We start from the raw sequence: 25,871 nt of genomic DNA on the forward strand, positions 1-25,871 counted from the left end.
AAGGGATCCAGCACACCTCTTCCAAATTTATAAAATACCCTTGTGGCGCCATTAACTCTATCGCCTGAAAAGGGTATTTTCGGAAGCGGTTCGGGAACCACCATACCACGTCTCCTTTGTCGGCACTCCTTAGTCCAGCCGAATTTGCAGGTTGAGATATTTTACGGGATCATCGGTTCTGTATCGGTTGGTGACAGACTCATACCCATCGACGGATGGGCCGACGAGGATTTCGTTCTGTGCATTGGTAAACGAAACAGAATCCACCAGGTTGGTTGAATCGATCAATAGATAGGTCAACCCCTGCCCGGCAAAACCCGAACGACGGCTATGCACGTATTCAAAGAAGTTGGTTCCTCCATCAAGCGTGGTACCCACCGACTCCCGGGAACCGGCATCCGAGTTCGTGGGGTTCATGCCCAGCGCATATTCCACAAGATTATTGTAACCATCGCCAACGCCGCCGTTTTCCACATCGGCATCCTGCTGCGCATGGGCGCCGCTCAACCCGTATCCCGCAATCCAGCCTGCATATCCTGCAGCGGGGACGGGTGCCGGAATGGGCGTCAGCGTCACCGAGGCCAGCTGCTTAACGTGCTCATTATCCTGCCCGTAGGCGGCAAAATGAAAACTTCGGGAAAAGTCGAAGGAGTCGATGTGGCCGGTCGCTTCCTCGAACCCATTGATCGAATACCGCCAGTCCGCCCCGCCGGCCCCGTCCGTTTCGACGCGGAGAACCACGGGGGTGTTTTCACCCGCAACAAACTGCTGAACAGTCCCGGACGCATCCAGCAGGGTGTTGGAGCTCCCGTTCGCCAGCCAGAGGCCGCGGGTTTGCGAGGAGTTGGAATGGAGAATCACATTCGCTCCGATGCCGTATGCCGTGGTCGCTTTGACAAACGGGTTATTCGCCCCCGAATAGGAGTCTGCGGATTCCAGCAGACCAAAGCTGAATAGGTTTCTTCCCTGCACATTAATGCTTTCGGCATAATAGGTCACCGCGAGTTCAAAGCCGCCGTACGACTGGAAACTGTTCGTCGAGTAGAGCAATGCCGCATTTTCCCACCAAGCGTCGCCATTGCTGTACGTCGCAGTGCCGCCATCCGCCCAGCCGGCCCCGCCGCCCAGATCCACAGATGCCGCACCGCCGCCGGTTCCATTCGTATTGATATCCAGTCCGTCATTGTCGAAGCCGTCCTGATAGATGAGCGGCAGCGAAATCTGAATGGACACCGTGGCCGGGGCGCTGTTGGTCTGTCCGTCGCTGACGGTATAGGTGAAACCGTCGCTTGACGCCGTACTATTCGTCGGCGTGTAGACCAGGTCCGGAGCGGTTCCGCTCAGCGTGCCGTTAATCGGCAGTGCCGCCACGGCATAGCTCAGACTGTCGCCGTCCATATCCGAACCGCCGAGCGAAATCGCCACCGAATCGCCATGGAGAACAGAGGCCGCCTGGTCTTCGGCAACCGGCACACTGTTTCCGGCCGATCCCGCTCCTTTGACCGTAAGATAGTCCAGGTCGAAGAAGCCGGTGCTGAACGTGTTATAGAATTCGATGGTGGCAAGGGCGGCCGTCGGCGCAAAGAACAGGCTGTCTCCCAGCACCAGCGCATCATCAATCCACAGGCTGAAGGTTTGTTTTTCCACATCCGCTTCAATCCGGAAGGTGTACCATGTTCCAACCGAATAGCTATCGATGTCGGTATACTCTCCGCTCTGATAATAAAACCGCAGATACCCGTTTCCGGAAAAACCAACGTGGCACGCCTTGGCTCCGCCGGCATCCTTGAGGATGAAGAACATGCTGTTATCGGTTTGCCCCGCCTTCATACGGAATTCGCAGGACATCGTTTCCGACTGCTCGCCGAGATTCCTGTTCAACCTGGCCCCCGAAGCGTTGTCGGAATCGCTGTCGGTCATGCGGACACTCTGGTTTCCACTGCCGGGGACATCAACAATTTCAATGGTTCCGCCGCTGGTGTCGCATAAATACCCGGACGGCTGCGCCCCGACCTCCTCCGCATCGAACGAATCGTCAAACAACGTGTCCAGCTCAACAGGTGCGTTTGTGTACGCTTCGGAGGGTTCAAGATCCCGACCGATGGCCCCGCCACACCAGAATTCCTTGATGTCGATATATTCGGGGCGGATACCTGACTCATCTTTAATGGACTGGTCCTGTGAACCGTTATAAACGAAGGTGTGCCCATTCCCTTTAACCTTAATATCCGTGCTGTTGATGTTCATGAAGACATTGGAACTGACGGTGGCATTTTGCGAATTATCATCGAGATATACGCCATGGCTATGACGGTCCGGCCCAATATCCCACCAGCTGCGCTTCGTAATATTATAGATCCAGTTTTCTGTAATCAGGGCGTCGCTCATATCACTTTTGGTGTGAATCCCGCCGCTGTCCAGCGCCCGTATCGAGGTATCATGAATCCGGTTATTGGCAACCAGCGGTTCTTTTGTTGCGGTGGTGTCATACGTAGCGCCCCAGCCTACATTCATTCCCAGCCCGTTGATCTGTGAAAACTCATTGTGGGTAATCGAGATGCGATCCGGCCAGAAGGCGAACAGCCCGGTTCCACCGTAGTACAAAGTGCCGATGCGGAAAAAATAGTTGGAGTCGAAGAGATCCAGCGAGGAGAGCTCATCCCCCGTTGCCCACCGATTATTGTCTATGTCGTAGATAATCGCCGATTCAGCAATTTCCGAAAAAACATTACCGACTACGGTATTATTCGTGGTTCCGGTATCAAACCCCATGGCCGCCGCGCCCATTTTTGTGAACAGGCAGCGTTCGATGCGAACGTTATTGATTCCTTTGAAGTAGGTGGCCGTCGGCAGAACATTAAACTGCTTCGTCGACCAGCCGTTGGTTTCATCATACGACGCAAGAACCCGCATACTGCCCTGACGCTGAACCATGCCGTTGGTCATCGGCTCCAGCCATGCGGCCTGCTGAAAGGTAAGACCGAACAGCGTGAGGTTTTCCGTGTCTTCAACATGCAGGAGCTCTTCAAGCTCCGGCACATAAACATTCGCGGTCGACATATCCTCATCCGCCCGTGGTATGTAGTATACCGTGTCCGTATCGACATCGAGGAACCACTCGCCGGGTGTGTCGAGGAAATCAAAGTGGTTTTCAAAATAGTAGGACGGCGTTCCGTCGAGCGGCCCCTCCAGCCAGCCCCAATAGGCCGCCCGCTCAGGATCCATCGGCGTTACGACGGCTTCTGTACCGTTGGTTGTGAAACTGTCGATCCGAAGACGGCACGAGGTGAAGGAGCTGGCAATCACCATCTGTACCCGGTTGAGATTGCTCCAGTTTTCAATCTCATCCTTATTGATTCGTATCTGCTGCGCAGCGTCGTTATTCGCAATGATTTTATAGGGCGAACCGTATTCCGGATAGCGGGCACGCTGCGCGGGCCGGTTGTTTACATACAGCTGATTAAAGACCTTGGAATTTGCACTGGCCGAATAGATGCCGTTGCTCAGCGCTGTCCAACCGGTGATCGGTCGGCCTCCGTCAATAATGGGTTCTTCATCCGGATAATTTCGATAGATCACCCGGAACCCGTTGTTTCCCGAGTCTTGGGCATCCAGTGTCAGGGCCTGACTCAGGGAAAACGTACCGCCGCGAAGATAGACGACGATATCCCCCGTCATACTGCCGTTAATGGTGCGAACCGCATCGCGAGCCATTTCCAAGGTCTGGAACGGCGACTCCAGGGAGCCGGGATTGCTATCCAAACCTAAGTTCGAATCCGCATAGTAGACCGCCTGGGTTCCTGCCTGAGCCAGGCTGCTCCATGTAATGGCAACAGCCAGCACTGATAATTTCAATATGGATTCCATGATATGACTCTCAAGTTAACGTTTTTGTTATGGTGTTGGCCCACCCCCGGGCCGGTGTTTTGTTTACCGCCCGTTCGGGATCAGAGCATGAACCAGCGACGGACAAAGAGCATCCCCGCTCCACTGACCATAATCATCCCCAGCGCCGCCGGTTCCGGGATCACAGCATACGAGACCTCGAGACCGCCGACACCAAATTTATTGGTATCCTGATAGGTGTCGGCCTCGATCGAAAGAGCGGTTCCCGACCCGAAACCACTAATATCAATCGTCTGTATCGTATTGGCAACGTAACCGCTCAGATTCACATTATTCGCGGTGCCGCTCTTATCACCGCTAAAAAACAGATCCATGCCATCGTTACTGTGGCCGACTGAAGTCAGAGTAATCGCACTGAACGTCAGCTCCGCGATATCATCTGCTGCAAGTCCGCTGCCGCCCGCATTGAAGTTCTCGATCGACAGGCTGGTAAAAGACATCCACTCATTGTAGGTCCCGTAGATTGTACCATCGTTCACACCCATCGAGTTCACACTTACCTGAAGCCAATCGGTGGGGGTGCTTCCGTGCAAGTCATCAGCAGTGACCGTGTAAACGATGTCAAACGTCGCTCCGCTGGCATCAACAACGGCCGTCGATACCGTGGTCGAATTTGTATAGTTACCTGCCGACGGCAGATCCAGGCTAATCCCCGCCTGCGCAGCACCTGCCAGCAGAACGCCCGCCAGCGTCATCATAAATCCAAACCATCTTGCTTTCATTGTCATCCCATAGATATTGAAAAAAAAGGCTGGCATGTGCCGTTGAAATCCTCCACTCGGAGGGTATGAAAAAACAACATAAACACAAGCCAGCCGGACATAGGTATACAACCTTGAAACAATTGTGCAATCTGATTCCCGGACACATGGTGTCGAGCCTTGCGCAGAAGCATGGCGTGGACATTCAAAGCCGGACGTACACGCCGTGGAGCCATGTGGTTTCTTTGCTGTACGCCCACTTCTCCCATGCACTCGGACTCAACGATGTGTGCGACGCGCTCCAGATGAACGCGGCGGCGCTCTCTACCATCCGCGGCGCGGTTCCTCCGTCGCGTAACAACCTGAGCCACGCGAACAAGATCCGCAACGCGGACATGGCCGAAGAGCTCTACTGGTGCATGATGAAGCATCTGATGGATACAGTCCCGGGCTTCGCGAAGGGCAAGGTTCGGCGCGGATACCTCCGGCGCTTCAGCAAGACGATCCATGCGCTGGACTCGACCACGATCCAGCTCGTCGCCAACTGCATGGACTGGGCGAAGCATCGCCGCCGCAAGGCTGCGGCCAAGTGCCACCTGCGCCTCGACCTGCAAAGCTTCCTGCCCCGGTGCGCCATCATCGACACGGCGAAGCACCATGACAGCACGATGACCCAAAGCCTGTGCGCCGAGCTCAAACCCGGTGAAATCGCCGTGTTCGACAAGGCCTACAACAAGTTCAAGCATCTTTTCGAGCTGACGGTGCGCGGTGTCTGGTGGGTTGGCCGGGCGAAGGACAACATGCAGTACAAGGCGGTGCGAACCCCCGAAACCACGGGGCAAAAGCGCATCCTGCGCTACGAGGTCATCGAGATGGTGGTCGAAGCATCGAAGAAAGCCTATCCGTGCGAGTTGCGCCGGGTCGTGGCGCTGGTCGAGATTAACGGCAAGGATGTCGAAATCGCCTTCATCACCAATCACCTGGAGTGGAGCGCGTGGACGGTCGCCGAACTCTACCGTTGCCGCTGGGACATCGAGGTGTTCTTCAAGGAGATCAAGCAGACGCTCCAACTCTCCGACTTCCTGGGCTACAGCGCCAACGCCGTGCGCTGGCAGATCTGGATGGGGCTGCTGGTCCACCTGCTGATGCGCTGCCTCGCGTTCATGCACGGATGGGAGCACAGCTTCAAGCGGCAGTTCACTGTTGTGCGCGCGGTGCTTTGGCGCCGGTGGAACCTGCCCGCCTTGCTGGATTCCTATGGGACAGCCAAACCGCCCGGCCGCATACGGGGTGCGCCGGAACAGGCGTATCTGCCGGGGTTTGTCTAAGAGCTGTGGGACAGCCATATGCACAAAGCGCGGAACCATGGTTAACCTTCAACAAAAAATCGGAATTGACTAAATGAATCGGACATCAGAAACCTTAACAAAAACGGGGTTTTACTCTCCGTCAGCACCACCTATGGGATGAATGTGTCTTGCTTTCATCGTTTTTCCTCCGCTTGTGTTTGTCTTGTGTGGTTTTCCCTTGCGGGCCAAGCCTCGCTTTTCCGATTGATCCACCAACCTACTCCTCGCCGGAAGTTTGCATACCCTCCGTTTAGAGGGTGTCCGCAGGGCTTCAGTTTTGGGATGTTTTCCATTGGAAGGAAAACGAAAGGTATGCAGTTCCGCCTTTAGGCGGTCTACCGAACCATGTTACAAAACAACCATGTATCGAACCTCGATAATTTACATATTGGCCCTGCTGACGGGAATCCCCTACGCCATGGCCGCGTCTGCGGAAGCACCGCTTACCGATCGTTCCCTGGATCAACTGGAACAGCGGTTGGAGGAAATCGATACCGAGCTAAAAACCCTCGCCCACTACAGCCTGCGCAGCGGGATCGGCTCCATCGGTTACCATTCCAAGCCGCGGGAAACTCCTGAGCAAACCGAATGGATCCAGATCGAACTGGAGCAGGAAACCCCGCTCGACGAGATTGTGTTCGTCCCCACCATCCGGCGCGATTCGCAGGAAAAATTCATGGCGGAAGGCTTTCCCGAAATCCTCCGCATCCTCGTCGGCAAGGACAATGACCGCACGGGCACGTTGCTCGGGGAAATCCATTGCGACAAGGAAACCCTGGGCATCGCCCCGCTGATCGTCCCGGCAAACCAGACCAAGGCCTCCTGGGTACGCATCGAAGCCGAACGGCTATCCCTGGACGCCCGCAAAAAACAGTATGTGTTCCAGCTCGCCGAGATAATGATCTTCAGCAAAGAGGAGAACGTTGCGTTGCGGCAACCCGTCAATACGTCATCAATCCATCCCGACGGCACAGCTGCGTGGGACAAACGCTTTCTGGTCGACGGCCACACGCCGTATCTGATGGATGCCGCCCAGGGCGTCGAAAGCATTGGCGATTTCAGTGAACGGGCCATACAACCGTCCCTGACCATCGACTTGGAGGAAGCCTTCCCGCTTTCACGGATCCACCTGCACCCCCTGCATCTGGCCAACACCGTGCCCCAGGCCAATTCCGGCGATCTGGGCAATCCTCCCCAACTGCAGGTCGAGGGTGCCTCCCTTCCCGACTTTTCCGATGCCATTTCCCTCCTTGACTTCAAAAGGTCAAGCATACTCGATACGGGCCCGGTCATGATGTGGAACATCCCCGAGACCACCTGCCGCTACGTGCGGCTGACCGCAAAGCAACCGGCGCGCCGGCCCTCCGTGATCGGCTTTGCCGAAATTGAACTTTTCTCCAAGGGCAGGAACGTGGCGCGGGGAAAACCCATCCACAGCGTTCCACCGCCCAAGACCGGCGGCGCATTGGTCTCGCCGACCGACGGGCACAACCGCTACGGAAACATCCTGCCCATTCGAACATGGATGAACCAGCTGGCACGTCGCCAGAGTTTGGAACGCGAGCGTCCGCGCGTTGCCTCCGAACTCGCCCGCCGCTATGCAAAGCAGAAAGCCAACCTCCGCCTGATGTACGGACTGGCCGCCCTGCTCGCCGCCGGGACTGCTTTCGCGATCCTGATCGAACGCTTCGTTCATATGCGGCAGCTCGTCCGCATCAAAGAGCGCTTCGCCGCCGACCTGCACGACGAGCTCGGCGCCAACCTCCACACCATTGGACTCCTCATCGATCTCGCCCGCGAAAACATCGACTCGCGCGAAGAGCTGATTGAACTGCTCGAGCGCTCCCGCGTCTTCACGGAACGCAGCGGCGCCGCCGCGCGCTATTGCACCAACATGCTGGAAGCAAGCGGGCTGTGCGAAGATCTGGCCGAAGAGATGAAACGCTCATCCGATCGCCTTTTGGCTGATCTTGAACACGACCTGACGATCTCCGGCGAGAAACTGCTTAAGAACCTAAAACCACGCAAACGAATCGATTTGTTCTTTTTCTACAAGGAGTGTCTCACCAATATTATCCGCCACTCCGGCGCCACCGAAGTCATCACGACACTAACAACCAACGGCAAGGAACTTTATTTGACCATCGCCGACAACGGCCATGGCCTTACTGACGGTGTGCCGTCGTCGCTAAAGCGCCGTGCACGCCTATTGGGTGGGAAAGTATGGGCCGAAAGTCCCGCAGGCGACGGAACCCGAATCATACTCAAATTTAAAACCCGCAAATTCGGACTGCACAGATGAAAAGAAAAATTAAAGTCATGCTCGTGGAAGACCACGCCGGGTATCGCGAAGTGATCACCCGTGCATTGAAAAACCAGGATGCCATGGAGCTGATTAGCCAGTTTGGCACCGCCGAGATCGCCCTGCGCAGCCTGCAGGATATGTCGACCCGCAATGAACCCGACATCATTCTGCTCGACTTGAACCTGCCCGGCATCTCCGGGCTCGAAGCCCAGCCCTTCTTTGCAGCCACCCTCCCCGACACCCAAATCATTATTCTCACCCAGTCCGACAAGAAAGCCGAAATCCTTCAGGCCATTCAACAGGGAGCCAAGGGCTATCTCCTCAAGTCATCCACGGCAAAGCAGATCAGGGAAGGCATTGAAACCGTCATGGAGGGAGGGGCTTCACTGGATCCCGGCATCGCCCGATTCATCCTAGGCACCATGGGCGGACCAAAACCGAAAGCCAGTCTCGAAAAGAATCTCTCTGTCCGGGAACTGCAAGTCCTTGAACTGCTGGCCGACGGACTGGTCAAAAAAGAGATTGCCTCAACCCTCAAGGTCAGCGTTACCACCGTGGCCGACCATGTCCGCCACATCTACGAAAAGCTCGAAGTCCAAAACGCCCCCGCCGCGGTCCACCGCGCCCACCGCCTCGGCCTCTTCCATCGCGATAACTGACACGGGCTTCTATTCTGCCGGCCGGATCCACATGCAGTGGCCGGGCGATGATGGATGCGCGGAGGTTCATTCCTATTCCTTCGATTTCTTGTTGCTCATCGAAATGATTCGCAAGTCGGTCTTAACACCGGGAATGGCCAGTTCCGGAACCGGCCCTTTCGCCTCCTGCTCTTTCAGGTAGTTGATCCAATAGCGCTCACTCTTGGTGATGTCCGAATCCTCGTTGATCATCAGCGGGCGGCAGACATCCCACCATTCCCCATAAAGCTTCAGCATCCGCTCCAAAACCTCGGGGTGCTGCTTGCTGACATCCGATGATTCACCGGGATCCTTTACGATATCGCAAAGAACCGGGCCTTTCTTCATATCCTGAGTCACCGTTAGGCGCCATTGCTCGTTGCGCACGGCAAACGTGCGGAACTTGTTGTTGTCCGCGCCTGGGTTCTTTCGGTGCTTTTCATGCTTGGAAGCCGGATTGCCCCAACGTCCTGTGTGGTAGAACATCGTCCGGTTTTCCCACGGCGCATTGGGATCTTCCAACAGAGGCAACAGGCTTTTTCCGTTCAGCGACAAGTCACTCACATCGGCACCGGCTAGATCGGCAAAGGTGGGTAGCAAGTCGAAATGACGTGCCAACGTATCGATGTCGCGCCCGGCTTCGGTTTTTCCCGGCCAACGGATAAAGAACGGCACGCGCGAACCGCCCTCGGTCACACTGGTCTTCCCGCCCTTCATTCCGGCGTTGTAGACCGAGCTGGCAACGGAACCGTTGTCCGTCATGAAAATAAGGATGGTGTCCTTGGCCAGCCCCCACTCATCGAGCTTCTCCATCAACAGCCCCATATTGTCATCAATATTGCTGATCATGGCAAAAAACCCGGTCTTCCCTTTGGCCTTCGGGTCATTCTCCGCATACTCATACATTTTCGCATATTTTTCAGGAGCGCTCCACGGGCCGTGGGGTGCGTTGGGAAAGATGCAGGCAAAGAACGGTTTGCCCGCTTCATGCTCCTGCTTCATCCACTGCATGGCCTGGCCGAAGAATACATCGGTGCAGAAGCCGCGCGTCTGGACAAACTGACCGTTATGACGAATCAACATGTCATGGTAGGAGCCGTTGCTGCGGATTCCGCTCGAACCGGCAATACCGCCGCCATGAATCAGGGACTCGGTAAACCCACGATTGTGCGGCTGATACGGATCCGCATCGCCCAGATGCCACTTGCCGAAAATCCCGGTGCTGTAGCCGGCATCCCGCATCACCTCGGGCATCGTCTTTTTGTCCAGCGCCATCAGGTCGCGGTGGAAAATCGTGTGCGTGACCCCCACCTTGAACGGGTGGACGCCCGACATGATCCCTGCCCGCGTCGGCGCACAGCTCGAACTGACATGGAAGTCCTCGAAGCGCGTACTCTGCTCGCGGAACCTGTCGATGTGCGGCGTTTTAATGTATGGATGACCGTTGCAGCTCAAGTCCCCATAGCCCTGATCATCCGTCATGACTACGATGATATTGGGCCGTTGCCCACCCCATATCGTAGTACCCCTGTTCTGTTCATTGGCCAGCAACTCCGGGGCACAGCCTGCGCAGGCAACGACGAAACACAACAACCCTTTATTCATAACAACCTTCTTGTTTTTTAAACTTCATATCTTTAATGGAGTTCCACTGTCAATACCTCGCCGGAAGTCATGGAAACCGGCTCAATGAATTCAATGGCGATGCCGTTTTCCCGGTTCACCCATTCGGCCGTCAACGGCTTCCCGCCCAGCATCACCGTCGCCTTCGTGCAATTCGCACCGCGAGGATTCAAGCGAAGTGTTTTCAACGAAGGGAGCCCCAGTTGACGACGAGTTCCGACTTCATTTAACCTCCATTAATCCGTTGGCTGAAGGTGCCCCACCCTTCAGCCGCCGTGAACGGTGCACGGAAATTTTCGGGTTGGATGACGGGACCGAATCCCATCACTCCGGCGGGACCATCATATTCAAAACCACATGCCGCGAGAAACACAGCGTAAGACGACATGGCCCGTGCATAGTGATCCGAACACTCGATTTCGTTGTAAGGATTCCGCTCTTCAGGACGATAGCGGTCATGGATCGCACGGGTCACGGCCAGACCTTGCATGACCAATTCAGGAGTACCTTCAGCCACCATATGGGAAGCGGCCTGATATTCAAACCGCCATTGGGCCAAGTGCACATGATCAACGCGGAATCACCGGTCCATGCATAATATCGTCCTTCCGTGAAGGTTTTGCGGAAGGATTCAACGTCCGGCACAAAGTTGTGTTTCCACAGCGTATTCAAGGCAGACTGCATATGCTCCTTGTTATACAATCGAACCAGCCCAAGCTGGTTGGCCCAGAACTGTCCAATCACCTGATCAACATAAACGCCCGGCCCCACACCAATGGCCTTCGGATACGCCGGTTCCTCTTCCTGTACGTAGTATTCGCCGTTATACAGCATCGCGATACCTTTGCTGCCTTTTTCGTACAGGCCGTGAAGCACCTCACCCTCCCGGTCGGACAAATCAAATTCATTCTGAACAGGCAGTTTCTCTTTAGTGATCATCCAATTTCCACCAAACTCTTCTGCTCATATCGATCCCTGAGTTTTCGAGCGTTAAGATCTCCAGCTTGCTAGTCCTGCCGGATTTCAACCTTGATGAACATCGCGGACTCATCGGCCTCGTAACGATTGGTGACGGGTTCGTAGCCATTGTCCTCAGGCCCGACGAGGATTTGATCCTGCCGATTGGTGTAGCCGGCGGAATCCAGCAAGTCCTCGGAATCAATCAGCCAATAGGATATGTCCTCCGTTTCATAATCCGTCAGGCGATAATGGATATATTCAAAGTAGGTGGTCCCGCCGTCGCTCACGGTACCGACGGATTCTCGCGAACCGGCATCGGCACTGGTTGGATCCATCCCCAGCGCGTATTCCGCCAGGTTATCGTAGCCATCACCCTCCGCATCGGCATTGGCCAAAGCGTCGTCGCCGCTCAATCCATACTCGGAAGCCCAGCTATCATAGGGCGTCTCGACGAGGGACGTGACGTCGCCATGCAGCGTCACCTTATCGATCATCGCAAGCGTGGCGCCCGTGGAGGTAGTTCCCCGGCCCCAGGCATAGATGCGGAAGGTCGTCGGCTCGCTCAGGTTTTGGTACGCGCTTCCAGACAGATCGACACTCACCGACTGATACGTGATGGATTGACCGATGGTGGAGATGGTCGTCGAACTTCCGATCAGGTTGCCCGCTCTATCTGCGCTTCGCTTGCGGGCGAGCTACTTTGTTCCTGACAGCTCGCTCTGGACCTCGGCAAGCCGCTTCGCGAGGGCTTCCGTTTTTTCCGGATACTGTTTCGCCAGGTTTTTCTTTTCGCCCACATCTTCGGCAAGGTTAAACAGCTGGTCTCTCTTTTTGTCGTACACATATTTCCAGTCGCCGACCCGAATCGCCTGACCTCGATAAAGGTACCAGTCCCGTTCCGGAATATTCTTAAAGTCCCCTTTGAGGAGCGAGCGGATATCCAGCCCGTCAATCGGCCGATCAGACGGAACTGCAACATCAGCCAGCGCGGCAAAGGTCGGAAACAGATCCAGCGTCGAGGTCTGCACATCGCACTCCACACCGGCCGGCACCGTGCCCGGCTGCCATGCGATACACGGCACGCGGCATCCTCCTTCATAGGCCGTGAATTTTCCATCACGGAGCGGGCCGGAACTGCCGCCGTGCTCTTTGCCCCCCAGATAGGGCCCGTTGTCGGAAGTAAAAATGACCAGCGTATTTTTATCCAATCCATTTTTCTTCAGTGTGTTCAGGATCTGCCCAACAGACCAGTCCAGCTCCTCGATCACATCACCGTAAAGGCCGCGCTCCGTTTTTCCCTTGAATTCTTCGGTGGCATACAGCGGCACATGCGGCATCGCGTGTGCTAGGTAGAGGAAAAACGGCTGCTCTTTATTCACCGTAATGAACGCCTGCGCCTTTTCGGTGTAGCGTTTGGTCAGCGTCGCCTGATCAACCGGCCATTCAATCACTTCTGTTCCCGCCATCAGTGGAACCTGATTGTGGTATTTTTTCTTACCGCCTTCCAGATAGTTTTCGCGGGTCATCCCCTCGTTAAACACAATGTTGTCTGCCAGCGGTGTTTCCGGTGCCTGCCACATGTCGTTGCTGTAAGGAATGCCATAATACAGATCAAACCCTTGCGCTGTCGGCAGGAATTTGGCCCGATGGCCAAGGTGCCACTTGCCGATCAATGCGGTCTGGTAGCCCTTTTCTTTCAGCAGTTCAGCAATCGTGATTTCCGACGGCGGCATGCCGCCTTTGCTGTGGGGAAAATAGACTTTATTATCGTGCCCCCAGCGCTGGGCAAAGCGCCCGGTCAGCAGCCCGGCACGCGAAGGCGTGCAGACGGAACTCGACGTTGAAAAGTCCGTAAACCGTATGCCCTGCTTCGCCATGCGGTCCAGCTCCGGCGTTTCATAGCCCTCGGCACCATAGCACCCCAGATCGCCATAGCCCATGTCATCCGCATAGATGATGATAAAGTTGGGCTGTCCTTCAGCGAAAATTGAAACATGGCCAACAATGGCCATTGCGATACTTACTTTAAGAAAAGCTCTCATTTGCATCTCTCTCATTTGTTGGATTTACAAACTACGTTATCGAGACCGAAGAACGTGCCTTCACTTTTCGGTTTTTTTCCGACGACTTCCACGCGCAGAACGTACGCGCCTTCAACCGGCTCGAAGGTCCCCAACTCAATCGGCTTGGCCGCGACCGGTTTGGCGGCATACAGATCCACATCCCCTCCCGCCGGATTTCCGTTCACCGTAAAACGCAACGTAGCGAAGTTATCGCTTTTTGTAGCGTACAGGATCAGCTTTTGTGCAACCGCATCGGAGGCCGGGATCTTAAACTCCACGGCGTCGCCAACCGCCAACCCTTTGTACAGCACGTGATCATTTTCGTTCCAGCTGCCTTTATATTTTTTAAGATTCTGGGGCATCTGCTCCAGATGCGGAGGTGCGTAAACGAGCTTCATCTTTTCAAATTCAACCGCACCATCGAACGGCGAGGCGATTTTCTCTGGTATCCGCGGCACAGCGATCGCCTCTTCCGGGTCCGGCTTACGGTTCGAGGTGGTCGTTGCATCGCCATACCAATAGACGCCCACGCCATAGCCCATATCGCACTCCGTCCACGTCCAAACCTCCATATCGAGCTGGAGCGAACGAGCAAACGGCATGGTATCCAGCGACCGCGAACGGGTTTCCGTGCTATATCCCTGGGTATTGCGTTCGCCCACAGCGGTTTTGCGATTCAGCTTGTTATATTTATGACTCATCGGCTGGGCCTGAAAAGGATGCTCATAAAAGTCCGTACTGCGGCCGCCCCATGAGTAGGCATAATAATCTTCCGTGCCGGTGCCGAAGATGGAAGGGAAGTCCTCTCCATCCACCCAGATTTTGGCATCACCTTCGCCCCACCAATCATCCGTCGGGTTCATGACCGTGAGCGTATCGCCGACATAGACGCCGCGCCCTTTAAGCGTCACATAGTTCCAGTCCGAATAAGGACGGGTGTGCACCGGATACTGCCCACGCCACGCCGCGTTGAAATACATGGAACGCTCATCCCATGTCCACGCGCCCCTCTTAACCGACACCTGCGCATCGATCGGTTCGTCATTCAAATTAACGAGCGAAACTTTCGCGGACTGTTTGTAGGGCATCACCCAGCGGCAACTCATGGTTCCATCCTCCGCCACCGTGCGATACCACCCCTGAACCGGGTTCAGCCCAATGCCGGACCCGAAGAAATCACCGATCGGACACCAAACGGTTTCCATTCCATCAAACTCCATTTTCAGAATGGTCTTACGGGTTACGTCCATATTTTCATAGCTCCCCAGTTTCACGCTTAGCTCGCGAATCGATCCGACGCCAGAGGGAAGCTCCAGCTGCTTTTCAGCTTTCGGATCGAGCTGAGCAGTGAACCCAACAGGCTGAGCGGTTCTTCCAATGGTTGGACTCAGCAGAGTTTTCCCGACGGTTGCAGTCAGCGGTTTCAACGCTTCAAAATCCTCCATCGTAAAGGACTTCACGGGAGTGCCTTCATCGTATTCACGATAGGTAAAAATATAATAGTGCGGCAAATGATCCAGCGTCACCTTGCAACTTCTCGCATAGGGGATCGGGAAAAAATTCACAGACGAACGCAGGGATGTGTGACCAAAGGGATATGGAATGAGCCCTGTGCCATCGAACAGGCCCAATTTATTGCCGACCAGCACCGGCTCGGCAGAACCATCGATGTAAATTCGCAGGGTCACATCGGAAGTACCTTTTTCAGGACTTTCCCACGGCATCCAGCTGCGAACAATCACACCGGGTCCCGAATGATCCATCATCACCCATTCCTTGCGACCATTATTTTCTTCAACGCGAACAAAATTATGATCATTGGGGCCGCTGTTATAGTCATGATTTTTAAACCAGTTCTTTGGTTCATCCGGCGTCGTGGATTCCCGGCTGTAACTGCTGGTCTGCTTCAGTCTGAAATTTTTTTCTGGAAAACGTGCCACCGATTCGTGATCCACCATTTCGGTCAACAATGACTCGATAGTTACGCTCTCTTCTGCCTGTACAGAAAACACTGACAGTACCGTAGCGGCACACAACAGGCTCATGGTTTTAAAATATTTATTCATTGAGTGACTCCTTATTTCTCAGGGGACTCGCACTTCCCGTTGTACCGACCTATGAATCTGGATTTTCTACCACAGAGCGCACAGAGACACTGAGAAAAAAAGCTCTGTGCCTCTGTGCCCTCTAGCGAAGCGGGTGGTGAAAATGGTATTTTAATAATTTCCGCCCCCCTTAGATTCCGTTGAAAGTGTGCGGCGTTGTGCGCCGAAGGTGCGGGCAAGTTCACTAAACGTATCGTGATCGCCGATATCCTGCTGTGCCTGTTTAGCCAGCTTCATCAGTTCGGCCACCTTTTCAGGATGCCGGTCCGCCACATCGGTGGTTTCGCTGATATCCACCTCCAGATCAAAAAGCATCGGTTTTTCAACCCGGATGACGTCGTTCTTTTCCATATACGTTTGCCAGGAGGAGGCAATGCTCCCTTTCTCAGGTTCGGTATACGGTAGCATCAATTTCCATTGTCCATAACGCACCGCACGCAGACAGTCGTGTTGATAATAAAAATAGGGGCGATCCAGACGATCTGTTTCTCCATGGATCAACGCCGAAACATCCAGCCCGTCAATCACGCGATCCGACGGAGCCGTTCCGCCCGCCAGCTTCGCAAGCGTCGGCATCATATCAATGGTCGCCACCACGGCATCGCACTCGGTTCCGGCAGGCACCTTACCCGGGGCCCGGATGATGAAGGGCACACGCAGTCCGCCCTCCCACGCCGTCGTCTTCGCCCCGCGCAAGGGCTTGGCCGACCCGCCATGTTCCGCCCAGTTCGGCCCCATCGATTTCTTATGACCACCACTGCGGCCAAAATACCAGGGGCCGTTGTCACTGGTGTAAATGACATAGGTGTTTTGATCTACCCCCTCGTCCTTCAGCGCCTGCATCAGACGGCCGACATTCCAGTCGAGTTCCTCCACCGTATCGCCGTAAAGGCCGCCAGCCGATTTACCCTTAAACTCTTCCGACACAGCCAGCTTTACATGCGGCATGGTGTGCGCGAGATAAACGAAAAACGGCCTCTTCCGGTTACGTTTGATGAATGCAATCGCCTCATCCGTGTAACGCCGGGTCAGTTGGCTCATATCGGCCTTCGACTCAATCTTCTCACCATTGCGGAACAAGTCCACATAATGATCGTTGCTGGCGGGCGGACCGAACGAATAGTCAAACCCCTGATGCGGCGGCAGCAATTCGACCTTATGCGTTCCCGGCTTGTGCCCGGCCAAATCCCACTTACCGAACATGCCCGTCGTATAGCCCTGCGTCTTCAGCACTTCGGCCAGGGTAATTTCCTCGAGATGCAGTTCGGGATGAACCGAATCCGGATTCGCATGCCGGGCGAGCCGCAGCGGATAGCACCCCGTCATCAGCGACGCGCGCGAAGGACCGCAGACCGTCTGGGCATAGAAACTGGTGAGCCGCATGCCCTCCTTCGCCATCTGGTCGATGTTCGGCGTTTTAATGGTCGGGGAACCGAAGCACCCCAAATCCTGATACCCTTGGTCGTCCGTAAAAATTAGAACAATGTTAGGAGCCTTCTCTGCACTCACGACTCCCAACAGGCCGACCAGCATCATAAAAATAACATTCTTCATTCAAACCACTCCTTATTTCGGGCTACTCGTCGAGATAGTAGATCCGGTAGAACTTAACGTCCTCAGCAATGGCATTCGTGACCACAACCTCAGTTCCGCTTCCTGTAAAAGTCGTGATATTTCTCCAGGAATCATCTGTTAAATTTGTGCAGGTTTGCACATCGTACGTTATTCCCGAAACCGTATCCCAGCTCAGCACCATTGCGGTTCCATTCGAGACAAAAGCCATGGACGCATCAGTCGGAATTTCCACAACAGGCTCAGGCACTTCAGTAAGGGTAAACGACACCCAATCTCCTATATCACAGGTCGTTCTCATTTTCACATTGCCCGAGCTGTCAACTCTTTCCCTTAAAACTGATCAGGTTTACCAACCGGAATTATTGCTCTGCTGGTAAGTACTTCCGGGCAGATAATAATTTGAATCTGCATTACCGGAAGCGCTGTTGTCACGAAGCAATCCATCATCAGAATTCACACAATAAAACCCGTAACCACCATTACCGTCTGATGTGCTTCCGATGATGGTAAAGTCCGGGACATTAGCCACACGGACACCGGGCTGGTTTTCGGTGAGACCATTCCGGCTCGTGATGCAGTTAATGATCATCATGCGCTCACCGCCGTCGTTGGCCTCAAAGCGGATGCCTCGGAAATGGTTGTCCGATGCATCACAATTATCGAGAATCACGTTATAGCAATCCGTTGAGAGATTGAATCCATTCCCAGCCGTGCTTTCGCTGAGATTCATATTCTTGACCAACGTATTTTCGGCACGTCGGAAATAGAGATTGTGGTCAAACCCAATCAGACAGCCGTTTGCATGGGAGTCACCGTTCTGAATACGCAGATCATTCACACCTTTCACGTGGATGCCCATCGTACACCGAGTCACCTCCACATTTTCAATGCGCATGCGTTCCGTATTATTTCCTGCGCCCTGATCGCTGAAGAGAATGCCATACACATTGCCCCGAACGGTATTGCGGGGATTCTCGGTTGCATCCAGCGTCTGCTGGTCGGCCGGCTGTTGCCCATCGACCGTCAAATCCTTAATGGTCACATCGCTGGTCATCAGAGAGCCCTGACTCGGTCCGAGCAATACCGGAACATTCGATTCCACATCCATTCGTATCCTGGAAAGTCCGGCACCCTGCCCCCTCAGCGTAGTGCCGCTGTAAATCACCAGCGAGTCGCTGACATAATGATCGCCTGCCGCAAGCACAACATGACCGCCGCTCTGGGCATGAATCGTGTCCAGTGCAGATTGAATCGACTCCCCAGGTTGGACGGTGACGGTCGGCTGATTAAATTTAAGTTCCAGTTTCGGAGCCGCAATCGTGCTGTGCTCCCGGCTGGCATAAGTGCTCATGCCATCGAGTCCGATGTTGTGGGGCGACTTGACCGCCACCGAAAAGGAGCCGCCTGTCTTCAGAGCCTCTGTGACTTCATCGAGCACATCAATTTTAATGGCCTGGCTGTTGGTCGTTACCCAGGCATCGATTTCTGCACCGGTCACCGGTTTCGTGTTCCAGGTCACGCCGTTTTCCGTCCAGCTGTTATCCTCCACCAGATAGGCTGCGTTTTGTACCGGATCTGTTCCGTCGGCGGTGGTGATGATCCAGATGTAGGCAGAATCAGGAATTTCGGTGGTACTCGGAAGAGTGAATTTAAGGAGCAGCTCCATCTGATTATACGCGGAGTTGATGGTTTTGATTTCGGCGACGTTTCCAAAATTAGCATCCGCATTGAAACCATCCCAAATATAGGCATCCGCAACAGCCTCCAGCTCCAGCAAATCCGGCATGGGTTCTATGAATACAGATGCGAAGCCTGCCTCTTCAGCACCAATGTTCAGTACATGCGAGGTCTCAGCCAGTTGACCAACAATATTGGATGCCGTCTGGTTCCAATCATTGGAAACGAGGTTTGTGGATTGAGTAACGCCGTACCGCTTATGGGGAACCGAGAACCAGGTAGCCACCAGATCGTTACTTACCGCCTGAAGGGACTTCAACGCGAAAACCGATACCGCATTCGTTGGAACTGTTCCTGCCACATATTCCTGCCAGGCCAGTTGCCCATCACCGTCCGTATCACTGTCATCTACTGCCTGATATTCAGCGACCGAGGTCAATCCGGTGTAATACGTGTCCAGCCATTCATAAGATGTTCCGTTCGTCGTCATCATGGGTGAATAATAAATCACCTGCAACGTATCAACGCCGTTGGTGGAATCTGTATCTACCCAGTTTATACTCCAGGCATTTGTATCCACTCCGGGCGCAAAAATCAGTCCGTTATTCGAAAGATTACCTTCCCATTGCATAATGTTCCACGCACCGTTTTCTTCCAAACTCTGGAAACCGACGTCCAGCAAAGCACCGGATTCAAAGACAACATCGCCACCGGTTCCATCGTCGTCCTTGTCATCCACAAAGATGGGCGTTATGCCGCCGGCATCAATCCCCACCTTCAGCGTGCCCCCGGAATCCTGTTGCCAGTTGCCGTCAAGGGAGCTGTAGCTTCCGATGCCGATTTCATCCACCGCACTGCCGAACACTTCAAACATTCCGAAAGAACCTACTTCGACTCCTGCCCGTGACTGAAAAATTCCATCGCTGATATAAAGTGTTCCATTGCCGCCCGTTCCCACTGAAAGGCTCGTGCCGCCCGATTCCCGCGCGGCAATATAAGACGCATCTGCGCCGGCAATATTGATCCGCCCGGTCGAACCAAGCGATTGGGCAATCTTCATGATCCCGGCTTCAAAAACACAGCTCCCACTCAATATATTCAGCGTGCCGTCTGAACCGCTTGCGTTGCCTACATAGTACCCGCCGCCCGATGTAGCTTTCCATCTGTTGCCGGCACCGATATCAACCTCCAGCGACGCCGTTCCAGTCCCAGCCAGCAAAACAGTTAGAGTCCGGTATTCTGTGGCGGAATGGGTTAGGGAATTATTGATGAGGTAGGTCCAGCTATCGGCATCCATCACAACCGCCTGACCGCCTGCAGAACCGGCAATCGTGACGGCGTTCGTGCTGGCCGGAACCGCCCCGGAGTCCCAGTTTTCGGGGACTTCCCAATCGCCGCCCAATGCATTGGTGTAGTCCGCCGGATAAGCAGCCGTAACCAGACCGACCAAGGCCATGAATGTAAGTTTGACCTTCATATATTTCCTGACTATTCCACAATGATGCGGTAGAAGCCCTCGTCATCCGGAGTTGCAAGAGTGTTCATATTAGTCGCGCTGTGCACCGGAATTCCCGATTCAACAGTCGAAAATCCGTTCACCAGATTGGTCGAATGTTGCAGGGCATAGGTGCCGCCCTCCACACCAGACCACGAGAGCGTTAATGAGCTATCATCAATATTCATCAAATCAACAAGAGGATCGCTTCCCGGCTCCATACCGGTTGGCGAATAGAATTGCTGGTCAAATGCAATCCAGTTCAGGTTCCAGCCACCGCCAGTCGCGACAATGCGAAGTTCCATCGGGCCGCCATCAAAATGCAATGTTTCGTAGATGGTGGTCCAGTTCTGGGCACCGCCGGTCGCCACGCGGTTCACAGACGCCAGCAGATTGGTGCCGTCATAGACCTCGAACGCGATGTTGGCGCTTTCGGAGGAAACCCGGAATGCCACATCGTGCGGATAGGTTTTGACGATGTCCAGATTGAACAAAACCTCATCCCCCGCCGATGCAAACGCCACCATGTCTCCGCCGCCCGTGTCGATGCAGGGCAGAATGGCAACACCGGAACCGGTGGCATAGTTTTCGGCCTGCACAAACGGGAAGTTATCTTCGTTGTCCAGAAGCGTGATTTCAAAGCAATACAGGGATTCAGCTTCAATGGTTGAGTAGAAGTTGGAACTGCTGTAGGCCGTCAGGGTATCCTCCACCCCTTCAACGGGAAGCGATTCATTCCATCGGGTATATTGGATGTCGGTGCCCCCGAGCACATGGTTACCGATGTTGACCGCGGCCACTATACTGGTGGGGGCAGTATTGTTGATCCAGACCGTCAGCAGATTGTCACGAATCAGGGCCATGGTCGAGTCCGATGAGAATTCGTCGATATCCAGCGCGTAGCCATAGTTTGACGTGGTGGAGAGCTTCTTGAAGATATAATACTTCACGTTGCGGACGACCTCGGATGCACCGGATTCATTCAAAAGGAAACAGTGCCCCTGACTCGCCTTACCAATCGCCAACCAGCTATTGAGGCCGGTAAACCCGGCACGGATAGACTGAATATAGTAGTAGAAAGACGTCACCTCATTCTCGCCGGAAGTGCTTTTCCAGCCATGCTGCTCGGTTTCCCAAACTTCGGTTCCCGGATTGCAGTAGGCGGCGACCGTGGCGGCAAAGTCCGAAGCCGTTCCCGTCCGGTCCGTGTTGTGGCTGGAGGCAATATCGATCGCGTCTTTCTTGGCCTGGGTATCCAGGCTGTCGATCCAATTACCACCTTGCTGGTAGTTCCAGGACGATGGGCCGACAATCAGCGGGATATCATCGGCATCAAGCACAACGCCCGGAATTTCAGGGTGCTCCCATGGGTTCGTCAGGTAATCCTGAAACTCCGCGACGATGTCCCTGACGTCGAACTGTGTTACTCGCCCGCCGTAATTATCGCTCTGCCATTCATTTGTTATGTCCAGGTAGGTGATCTTGAATCCATGGGACTTCATCAGCAACAGATAACGGATCAGGTATTCCGAGCACTTGATATCATTGAAATTAAAGTTGCTGTTCGTGGGCGTACTGGCTCCGGTAATCCAAATGGGATAGGGTTGCCAGGTTACGTCTTCGCCATTCCATTGCCCACCGGAATAAGCTTCATTCAGGGGTCGCGGCGATGCGAACCACTTGATGTGCGGATTAGCTTCCTGCATCGCCGTCATCATCGGGATGATCTTGCTGGTGTAGGCACTGTTAACGAAATTGGTCTCTTCGAGTTCATACTTGCTGTTGATGGCGCAGCGGATGTAGTCGATATTGCAGTCGTTCACCGACCACTCCGCAATTTCATCAGACATCGAAACAGCAAGGGAATTCCAGGACCAGAGGCGCTCGTAGTCCAGGCCGTAGCGCATCATCTGCCGGCGCGTGTCATCAACCGTCATGGATACATCAAACTGCGGAGGAGCCGGATCGCCGGTTGCGGTAACAGTCAGCTTTCCGTTGGCACCGGAATTGTCGATATTGAAAGACCAGATACCGGTATCCACACCGGGAGCAAAGGCCAGTCCATTATCCGTGATGTCGCCATTTTCGACTTCCAGCACCGTCCATGTACCGCCGCCGTAGCCGCCGTTGTAATAATCGACATCCAGCAGCGATCCCGCCGCGAACGTGGCATAGGCGCCTCCGTCATCGAGATAATCATCAACAAAAATCTTCGTCAGGCCGGCCAAGCCCAGGTCAATGCCAACCCTCAACGTTCCGCCGGCATGCTGTTGCCAGTTCCCGTCCATAGAGCCATAGCTTCCGATGCCGATTTCATCCACCGCGCTGCCGGCCACTTCAAACGTTCCTGAAGCCGCCACGGTAACACCCATCCGCGAATTGAATGATCCATCGCTAATGTAAAATGTGCCGTCGCCACCTGTACCTACTGACAGGCTGGTGCCGCCACCATCTGCACGTGCTGCGGTGTAGGAAGCATCTGCGCCGATAATATTAATCCGCCCCGCAGATCCAGCTGATTGCGCAATACGCAGAATGGACGCTTCCAGTACACAGTTCCCGCTCAGGACATTCAATGTGCCATCGGATCCGCTGGCTGAGCCCACATAATATGTTCCCCCACTGGTAGCTTTCATTGTATTCCCGGCACCGATATTGATATCCAATGAAGCCGTTTGGTCCCCTCCCAATAACAGTTTGCTTACGCGATATTCCGTGGAACTATGAAGCAATGAGTTATTGGAAAGGTATGTCCAGCTGGCCGCATCCATTACAACGGGCTGCCCGGACGCCGATCCGGCAATCGTGACTTCATCAGAACCTGAAGGAACAATACCCGACATCCAGTTTTCCGGCGTTTCCCATTTCCCTCCGGTTGGATTTATATAGTCCGGCGTCGGATTAAACGTAGGGTCAAAATAAGTAACTTGTAGTGTATCCACTCCATTGAACGCATCGGTATCGACCAATTCAAAACTCCAGAAATTCGTATCGACCCCCGGCGCAAAGGCTAGGCCGTTATCCGTCAAGGTGCCCTCCCATTCCATCACGGTGAAGGTTCCTTGATTCGTGAAGGCCCCTGCGAAGTCGACATCCAGCAGCGCACCGGACAAGAAGGTCACATTGCCCTGCGCTCCTGCTCCGTCATCATTATAATCATCAATAAAAATCTTGGTTACGCCGGTGGCGGTGTCATCAATGCCGATACTGAGCAAACCGCTCTGGGACCAGGCTCCGTCTACAGAGCTATAAGAACCGATCCCAATTTCTGTCGCGGCAGTACCGGAAACATGGAAGGTTCCCAAGCTGCCGAGGGTGAGAGCAGCGCGGGTTGTGAAACGGCCACCGGTAATATTGACGAGGGCAGACCCTGCATCCCCAACGTTAATGGCGTTACGGCCAATTACAAAATGTCCGCCAGAAACATTAAGTGTTCCGGAGGATCCTGCGCTATCGCCGATATCGAAAGGAGCGGATTCGAAAATCGTGGTGCCGCTCAGAATATTCAATCTGCTGGTCTGACCATTTCTACTGCCAAGGGTCATCCGATTTGCACCCGTATAGCGCATGGTGTTCGCATCGCCGTAATCAAAATTGACGACCTGCGTTTCGGTTCCGAAGCCATCACCTGCCAAAAAGCGGGTGGCACCCCGATACTCTCCTGAAGCTCCCCCCGTCAAGAGTGAGTTTGCTGACAGGTAGGCCCAGGTGGCTGCATTGAAATCAACCGTAATATTGTCTGTAAAGGCAACTACGTCCGCCTGTGTGGTTCCGGGAACCTCGCCGGCACTCCAGTTTGCGGGGTTGTGCCAAAGCGTATTGCCGCCGGCACCGGTAAACGCTGCAGTAACAGCCTGACTTGTCATGGGCATCAACACCAAAACAATGATCCCCATCGCTCCAAATAAAATAGGCTTCCCGGTGTTTTTCATCTGTTTTCCTCATCGGTTTTGCGTCTTTTCGTTGCCCTAAGACGCGCATAAAACAAGAACCCCTGCCGCCGTATGCGGAGGCAGGGATCTTTCTTAAACTGCTAATGGAATACTACTGCCCGAACGCTTCGATCTTATAGAACTCCTGAGGACCGCCACCAGCAGTCAGATTTGTCGTAGTGCTGGCTCCGTCACCGGTAACCCCTGCAACATTTGTCGACCAAGCCACATCCACCAAATTACTAGCACTCAGTACATTGTACCCAACACCCGATTCGGAATCCCACGTCAGGGTGACGGTGGTATTGGAATAGCTGGCATCCGTAATATTCGGCACAACCGTCGGCTCGGTGGGACTGGAACCGCCATCGGCGGTGACCGTAAGCACCTTGTTAGCTGCATCCAGATTAAAGCTCCAGATTTCCGTGTTGACGTTGGTCGAAAAAGCCAGTCCGTTATCCGTCAAGGTGCCTTCCCATTCCATCACGGTAAAGGTTCCGCCATTCGTGTAGGCTCCTGCGAAATCAACATCCAGCAGCGAGCCGGCCTGGAATATCACATTACCATCATTTCCGACCCCCGGGATTCCATCGGTTTCATCCACCAGAATCTTGGTAACGCCGGTGGCTGTTTCATCAACAAGAACGCTGAGAGTTCCGCTCTGGGTCCATCTTCCATCTACAGAGGAGAACGAACCGATTCCGATTTCTGTCGCGCCCGTACCGGAAACCTCAAAGGTACCTAAACTTCCGATGTTGATATCGTCACGGGTTCTGAAAGAGCCGCCGGTTATCTTGACGAGTGCGCTGCCGTTCACCCCGACATACATATCATTGCGGCCGATAATAAACTGCCCGCCTGAAATATTAAGGATTCCGTAAGAATTTGCCTCGTTGCCCAATCGGAGCGGGTTGGACTCAAGATTGACCGCTCCGCTTATCAGATTTAACGTCGTGGTGACCCCCGTTTTATTCGCTATATACATCGCGGTACCACCGGTTGCTTTCCATAAATTTGCGTCGCCATAATCCAAATTAATAACCTGCGTCCGGGTGGCCCGGACATCTCCGGTCAGCAAACGGTTAATCCCCCGGTACTCAGTTGAAGTACGCAGCTTTGAGTTTGCCGATAAGTAGCTCCAGGTAGCGGCATTAAAGTCGCATGTGAGATTCGCATTGAACGATCCGGCGACAGCTGCTGAGGAGGCCGGCACCACACCTGTGTTCCAGTTGGCGGGATTATGGAATAGTGTGTCGCCGCCGTCGTTGCTGAACGTATCCGCCTGCACTGAGATCACACCAGCCAATAAGCTTCCGCCAAGCAGAAGATAGGTTGTTATTTTTTTCATACTTTCCTCCATTACCTTAATCATTTACGCCGACCTATTTCGGACGGTTAATATGAATATTACAGTAAGATCCATAATCCAAACAAAACGCTGGTTAACCAAATAACCCTAAGCATTTCCAGTATAATTCAAGATGGACAACGGCAATTTACATG

Annotated in this window: 16 protein-coding genes; 3 read left to right on the top strand and 13 right to left on the bottom strand. The window is 54.1% G+C overall.

Annotated features, from left to right (window positions below):
- Positions 1-129: 129 nt before the first annotated feature.
- Both E9954_RS08420 and E9954_RS08425 read right to left on the bottom strand, forming a co-directional pair.
- A complete protein-coding gene (locus tag E9954_RS08420; RefSeq protein WP_168442093.1) occupies positions 130-3,855 on the bottom strand; it encodes an Ig-like domain-containing protein in 3,726 nt (1,241 codons plus the stop codon).
- Positions 3,856-3,947: 92 nt separating this feature from the next.
- Positions 3,948-4,628: a PEP-CTERM sorting domain-containing protein gene (locus tag E9954_RS08425; protein WP_168442094.1), complete on the bottom strand. Its 681-nt coding sequence runs from the start codon at positions 4,626-4,628 to the stop codon at positions 3,948-3,950.
- Between the two features lie 65 nt (positions 4,629-4,693).
- On the opposite strand from E9954_RS08425, the gene E9954_RS08430 reads away from it, so the two are divergent.
- From E9954_RS08430 to E9954_RS08440, 3 genes are all read left to right on the top strand, one after another.
- Positions 4,694-5,935, top strand: a complete 1,242-nt coding sequence (locus E9954_RS08430; protein ID WP_136078755.1) for an IS4 family transposase — start codon at positions 4,694-4,696, stop codon at positions 5,933-5,935.
- 382 nt (positions 5,936-6,317) lie between these two features.
- Entirely contained in the window at positions 6,318-8,258 is a 1,941-nt protein-coding gene (locus tag E9954_RS08435; RefSeq protein ID WP_168442095.1) for a sensor histidine kinase, read from the top strand.
- Positions 8,255-8,920 carry a response regulator gene (locus tag E9954_RS08440; RefSeq protein ID WP_136078757.1) on the top strand — a complete coding sequence of 222 codons (666 nt, stop codon included), beginning with the start codon at positions 8,255-8,257 and terminating at the stop codon, positions 8,918-8,920. The genes E9954_RS08435 and E9954_RS08440 overlap by 4 nt, the downstream gene beginning before the upstream one ends.
- Positions 8,921-8,992: 72 nt before the next feature.
- Here E9954_RS08440 and E9954_RS08445 read toward each other — a convergent pair whose 3' ends face one another.
- From E9954_RS08445 to E9954_RS08490, 11 genes are all read right to left on the bottom strand, one after another.
- Positions 8,993-10,543, bottom strand: a complete 1,551-nt coding sequence (locus E9954_RS08445; RefSeq protein WP_136078758.1) for an arylsulfatase — start codon at positions 10,541-10,543, stop codon at positions 8,993-8,995.
- A 32-nt stretch (positions 10,544-10,575) separates the two neighbouring features.
- Positions 10,576-10,749 carry a hypothetical protein gene (locus tag E9954_RS32380; RefSeq protein ID WP_168442096.1) on the bottom strand — a complete coding sequence of 58 codons (174 nt, stop codon included), beginning with the start codon at positions 10,747-10,749 and terminating at the stop codon, positions 10,576-10,578.
- A gap of 283 nt (positions 10,750-11,032) precedes the next feature.
- Positions 11,033-11,500, bottom strand: coding sequence for a GH116 family glycosyl hydrolase (locus E9954_RS08450; RefSeq protein WP_136078759.1), 468 nt, complete (start codon positions 11,498-11,500; stop codon positions 11,033-11,035).
- A 68-nt stretch (positions 11,501-11,568) separates the two neighbouring features.
- Positions 11,569-12,123 (bottom strand): hypothetical protein, encoded by a 555-nt coding sequence (locus E9954_RS08455; protein ID WP_136078760.1) that lies wholly within the window; start codon positions 12,121-12,123, stop codon positions 11,569-11,571.
- Positions 12,124-12,216: 93 nt separating this feature from the next.
- Positions 12,217-13,563 (bottom strand): sulfatase family protein, encoded by a 1,347-nt coding sequence (locus E9954_RS08460; protein WP_222847104.1) that lies wholly within the window; start codon positions 13,561-13,563, stop codon positions 12,217-12,219.
- Between the two features lie 11 nt (positions 13,564-13,574).
- Entirely contained in the window at positions 13,575-15,650 is a 2,076-nt protein-coding gene (locus E9954_RS08465) for a glycoside hydrolase family 172 protein (RefSeq protein WP_222847105.1), read from the bottom strand.
- Positions 15,651-15,800: 150 nt separating this feature from the next.
- Positions 15,801-17,243, bottom strand: a complete 1,443-nt coding sequence (locus E9954_RS08470; RefSeq protein WP_136078761.1) for a sulfatase family protein — start codon at positions 17,241-17,243, stop codon at positions 15,801-15,803.
- Between the two features lie 22 nt (positions 17,244-17,265).
- The gene (locus tag E9954_RS08475; RefSeq protein WP_136078762.1) at positions 17,266-17,532 is read right to left on the bottom strand and encodes a hypothetical protein; all 267 of its coding nucleotides are present in this window, start codon (positions 17,530-17,532) and stop codon (positions 17,266-17,268) included.
- Between the two features lie 78 nt (positions 17,533-17,610).
- The gene (locus E9954_RS08480) at positions 17,611-20,418 is read right to left on the bottom strand and encodes a CBM96 family carbohydrate-binding protein (protein ID WP_136078763.1); all 2,808 of its coding nucleotides are present in this window, start codon (positions 20,416-20,418) and stop codon (positions 17,611-17,613) included.
- 11 nt (positions 20,419-20,429) lie between these two features.
- On the bottom strand, positions 20,430-24,368 hold the full coding sequence (locus E9954_RS08485) for a carbohydrate-binding protein (RefSeq protein WP_136078764.1): 3,939 nt from the start codon (positions 24,366-24,368) through the stop codon (positions 20,430-20,432).
- 112 nt (positions 24,369-24,480) lie between these two features.
- Complete coding sequence (locus E9954_RS08490) at positions 24,481-25,716, bottom strand: autotransporter outer membrane beta-barrel domain-containing protein (RefSeq protein WP_136078765.1); 1,236 nt, start codon at positions 25,714-25,716, stop codon at positions 24,481-24,483.
- Positions 25,717-25,871: the final 155 nt, after the last annotated feature.

Origin of the sequence: Pontiella desulfatans, from assembly GCF_900890425.1 — a bacterium.
Lineage (GTDB): Bacteria > Verrucomicrobiota > Kiritimatiellia > Kiritimatiellales > Pontiellaceae > Pontiella > Pontiella desulfatans.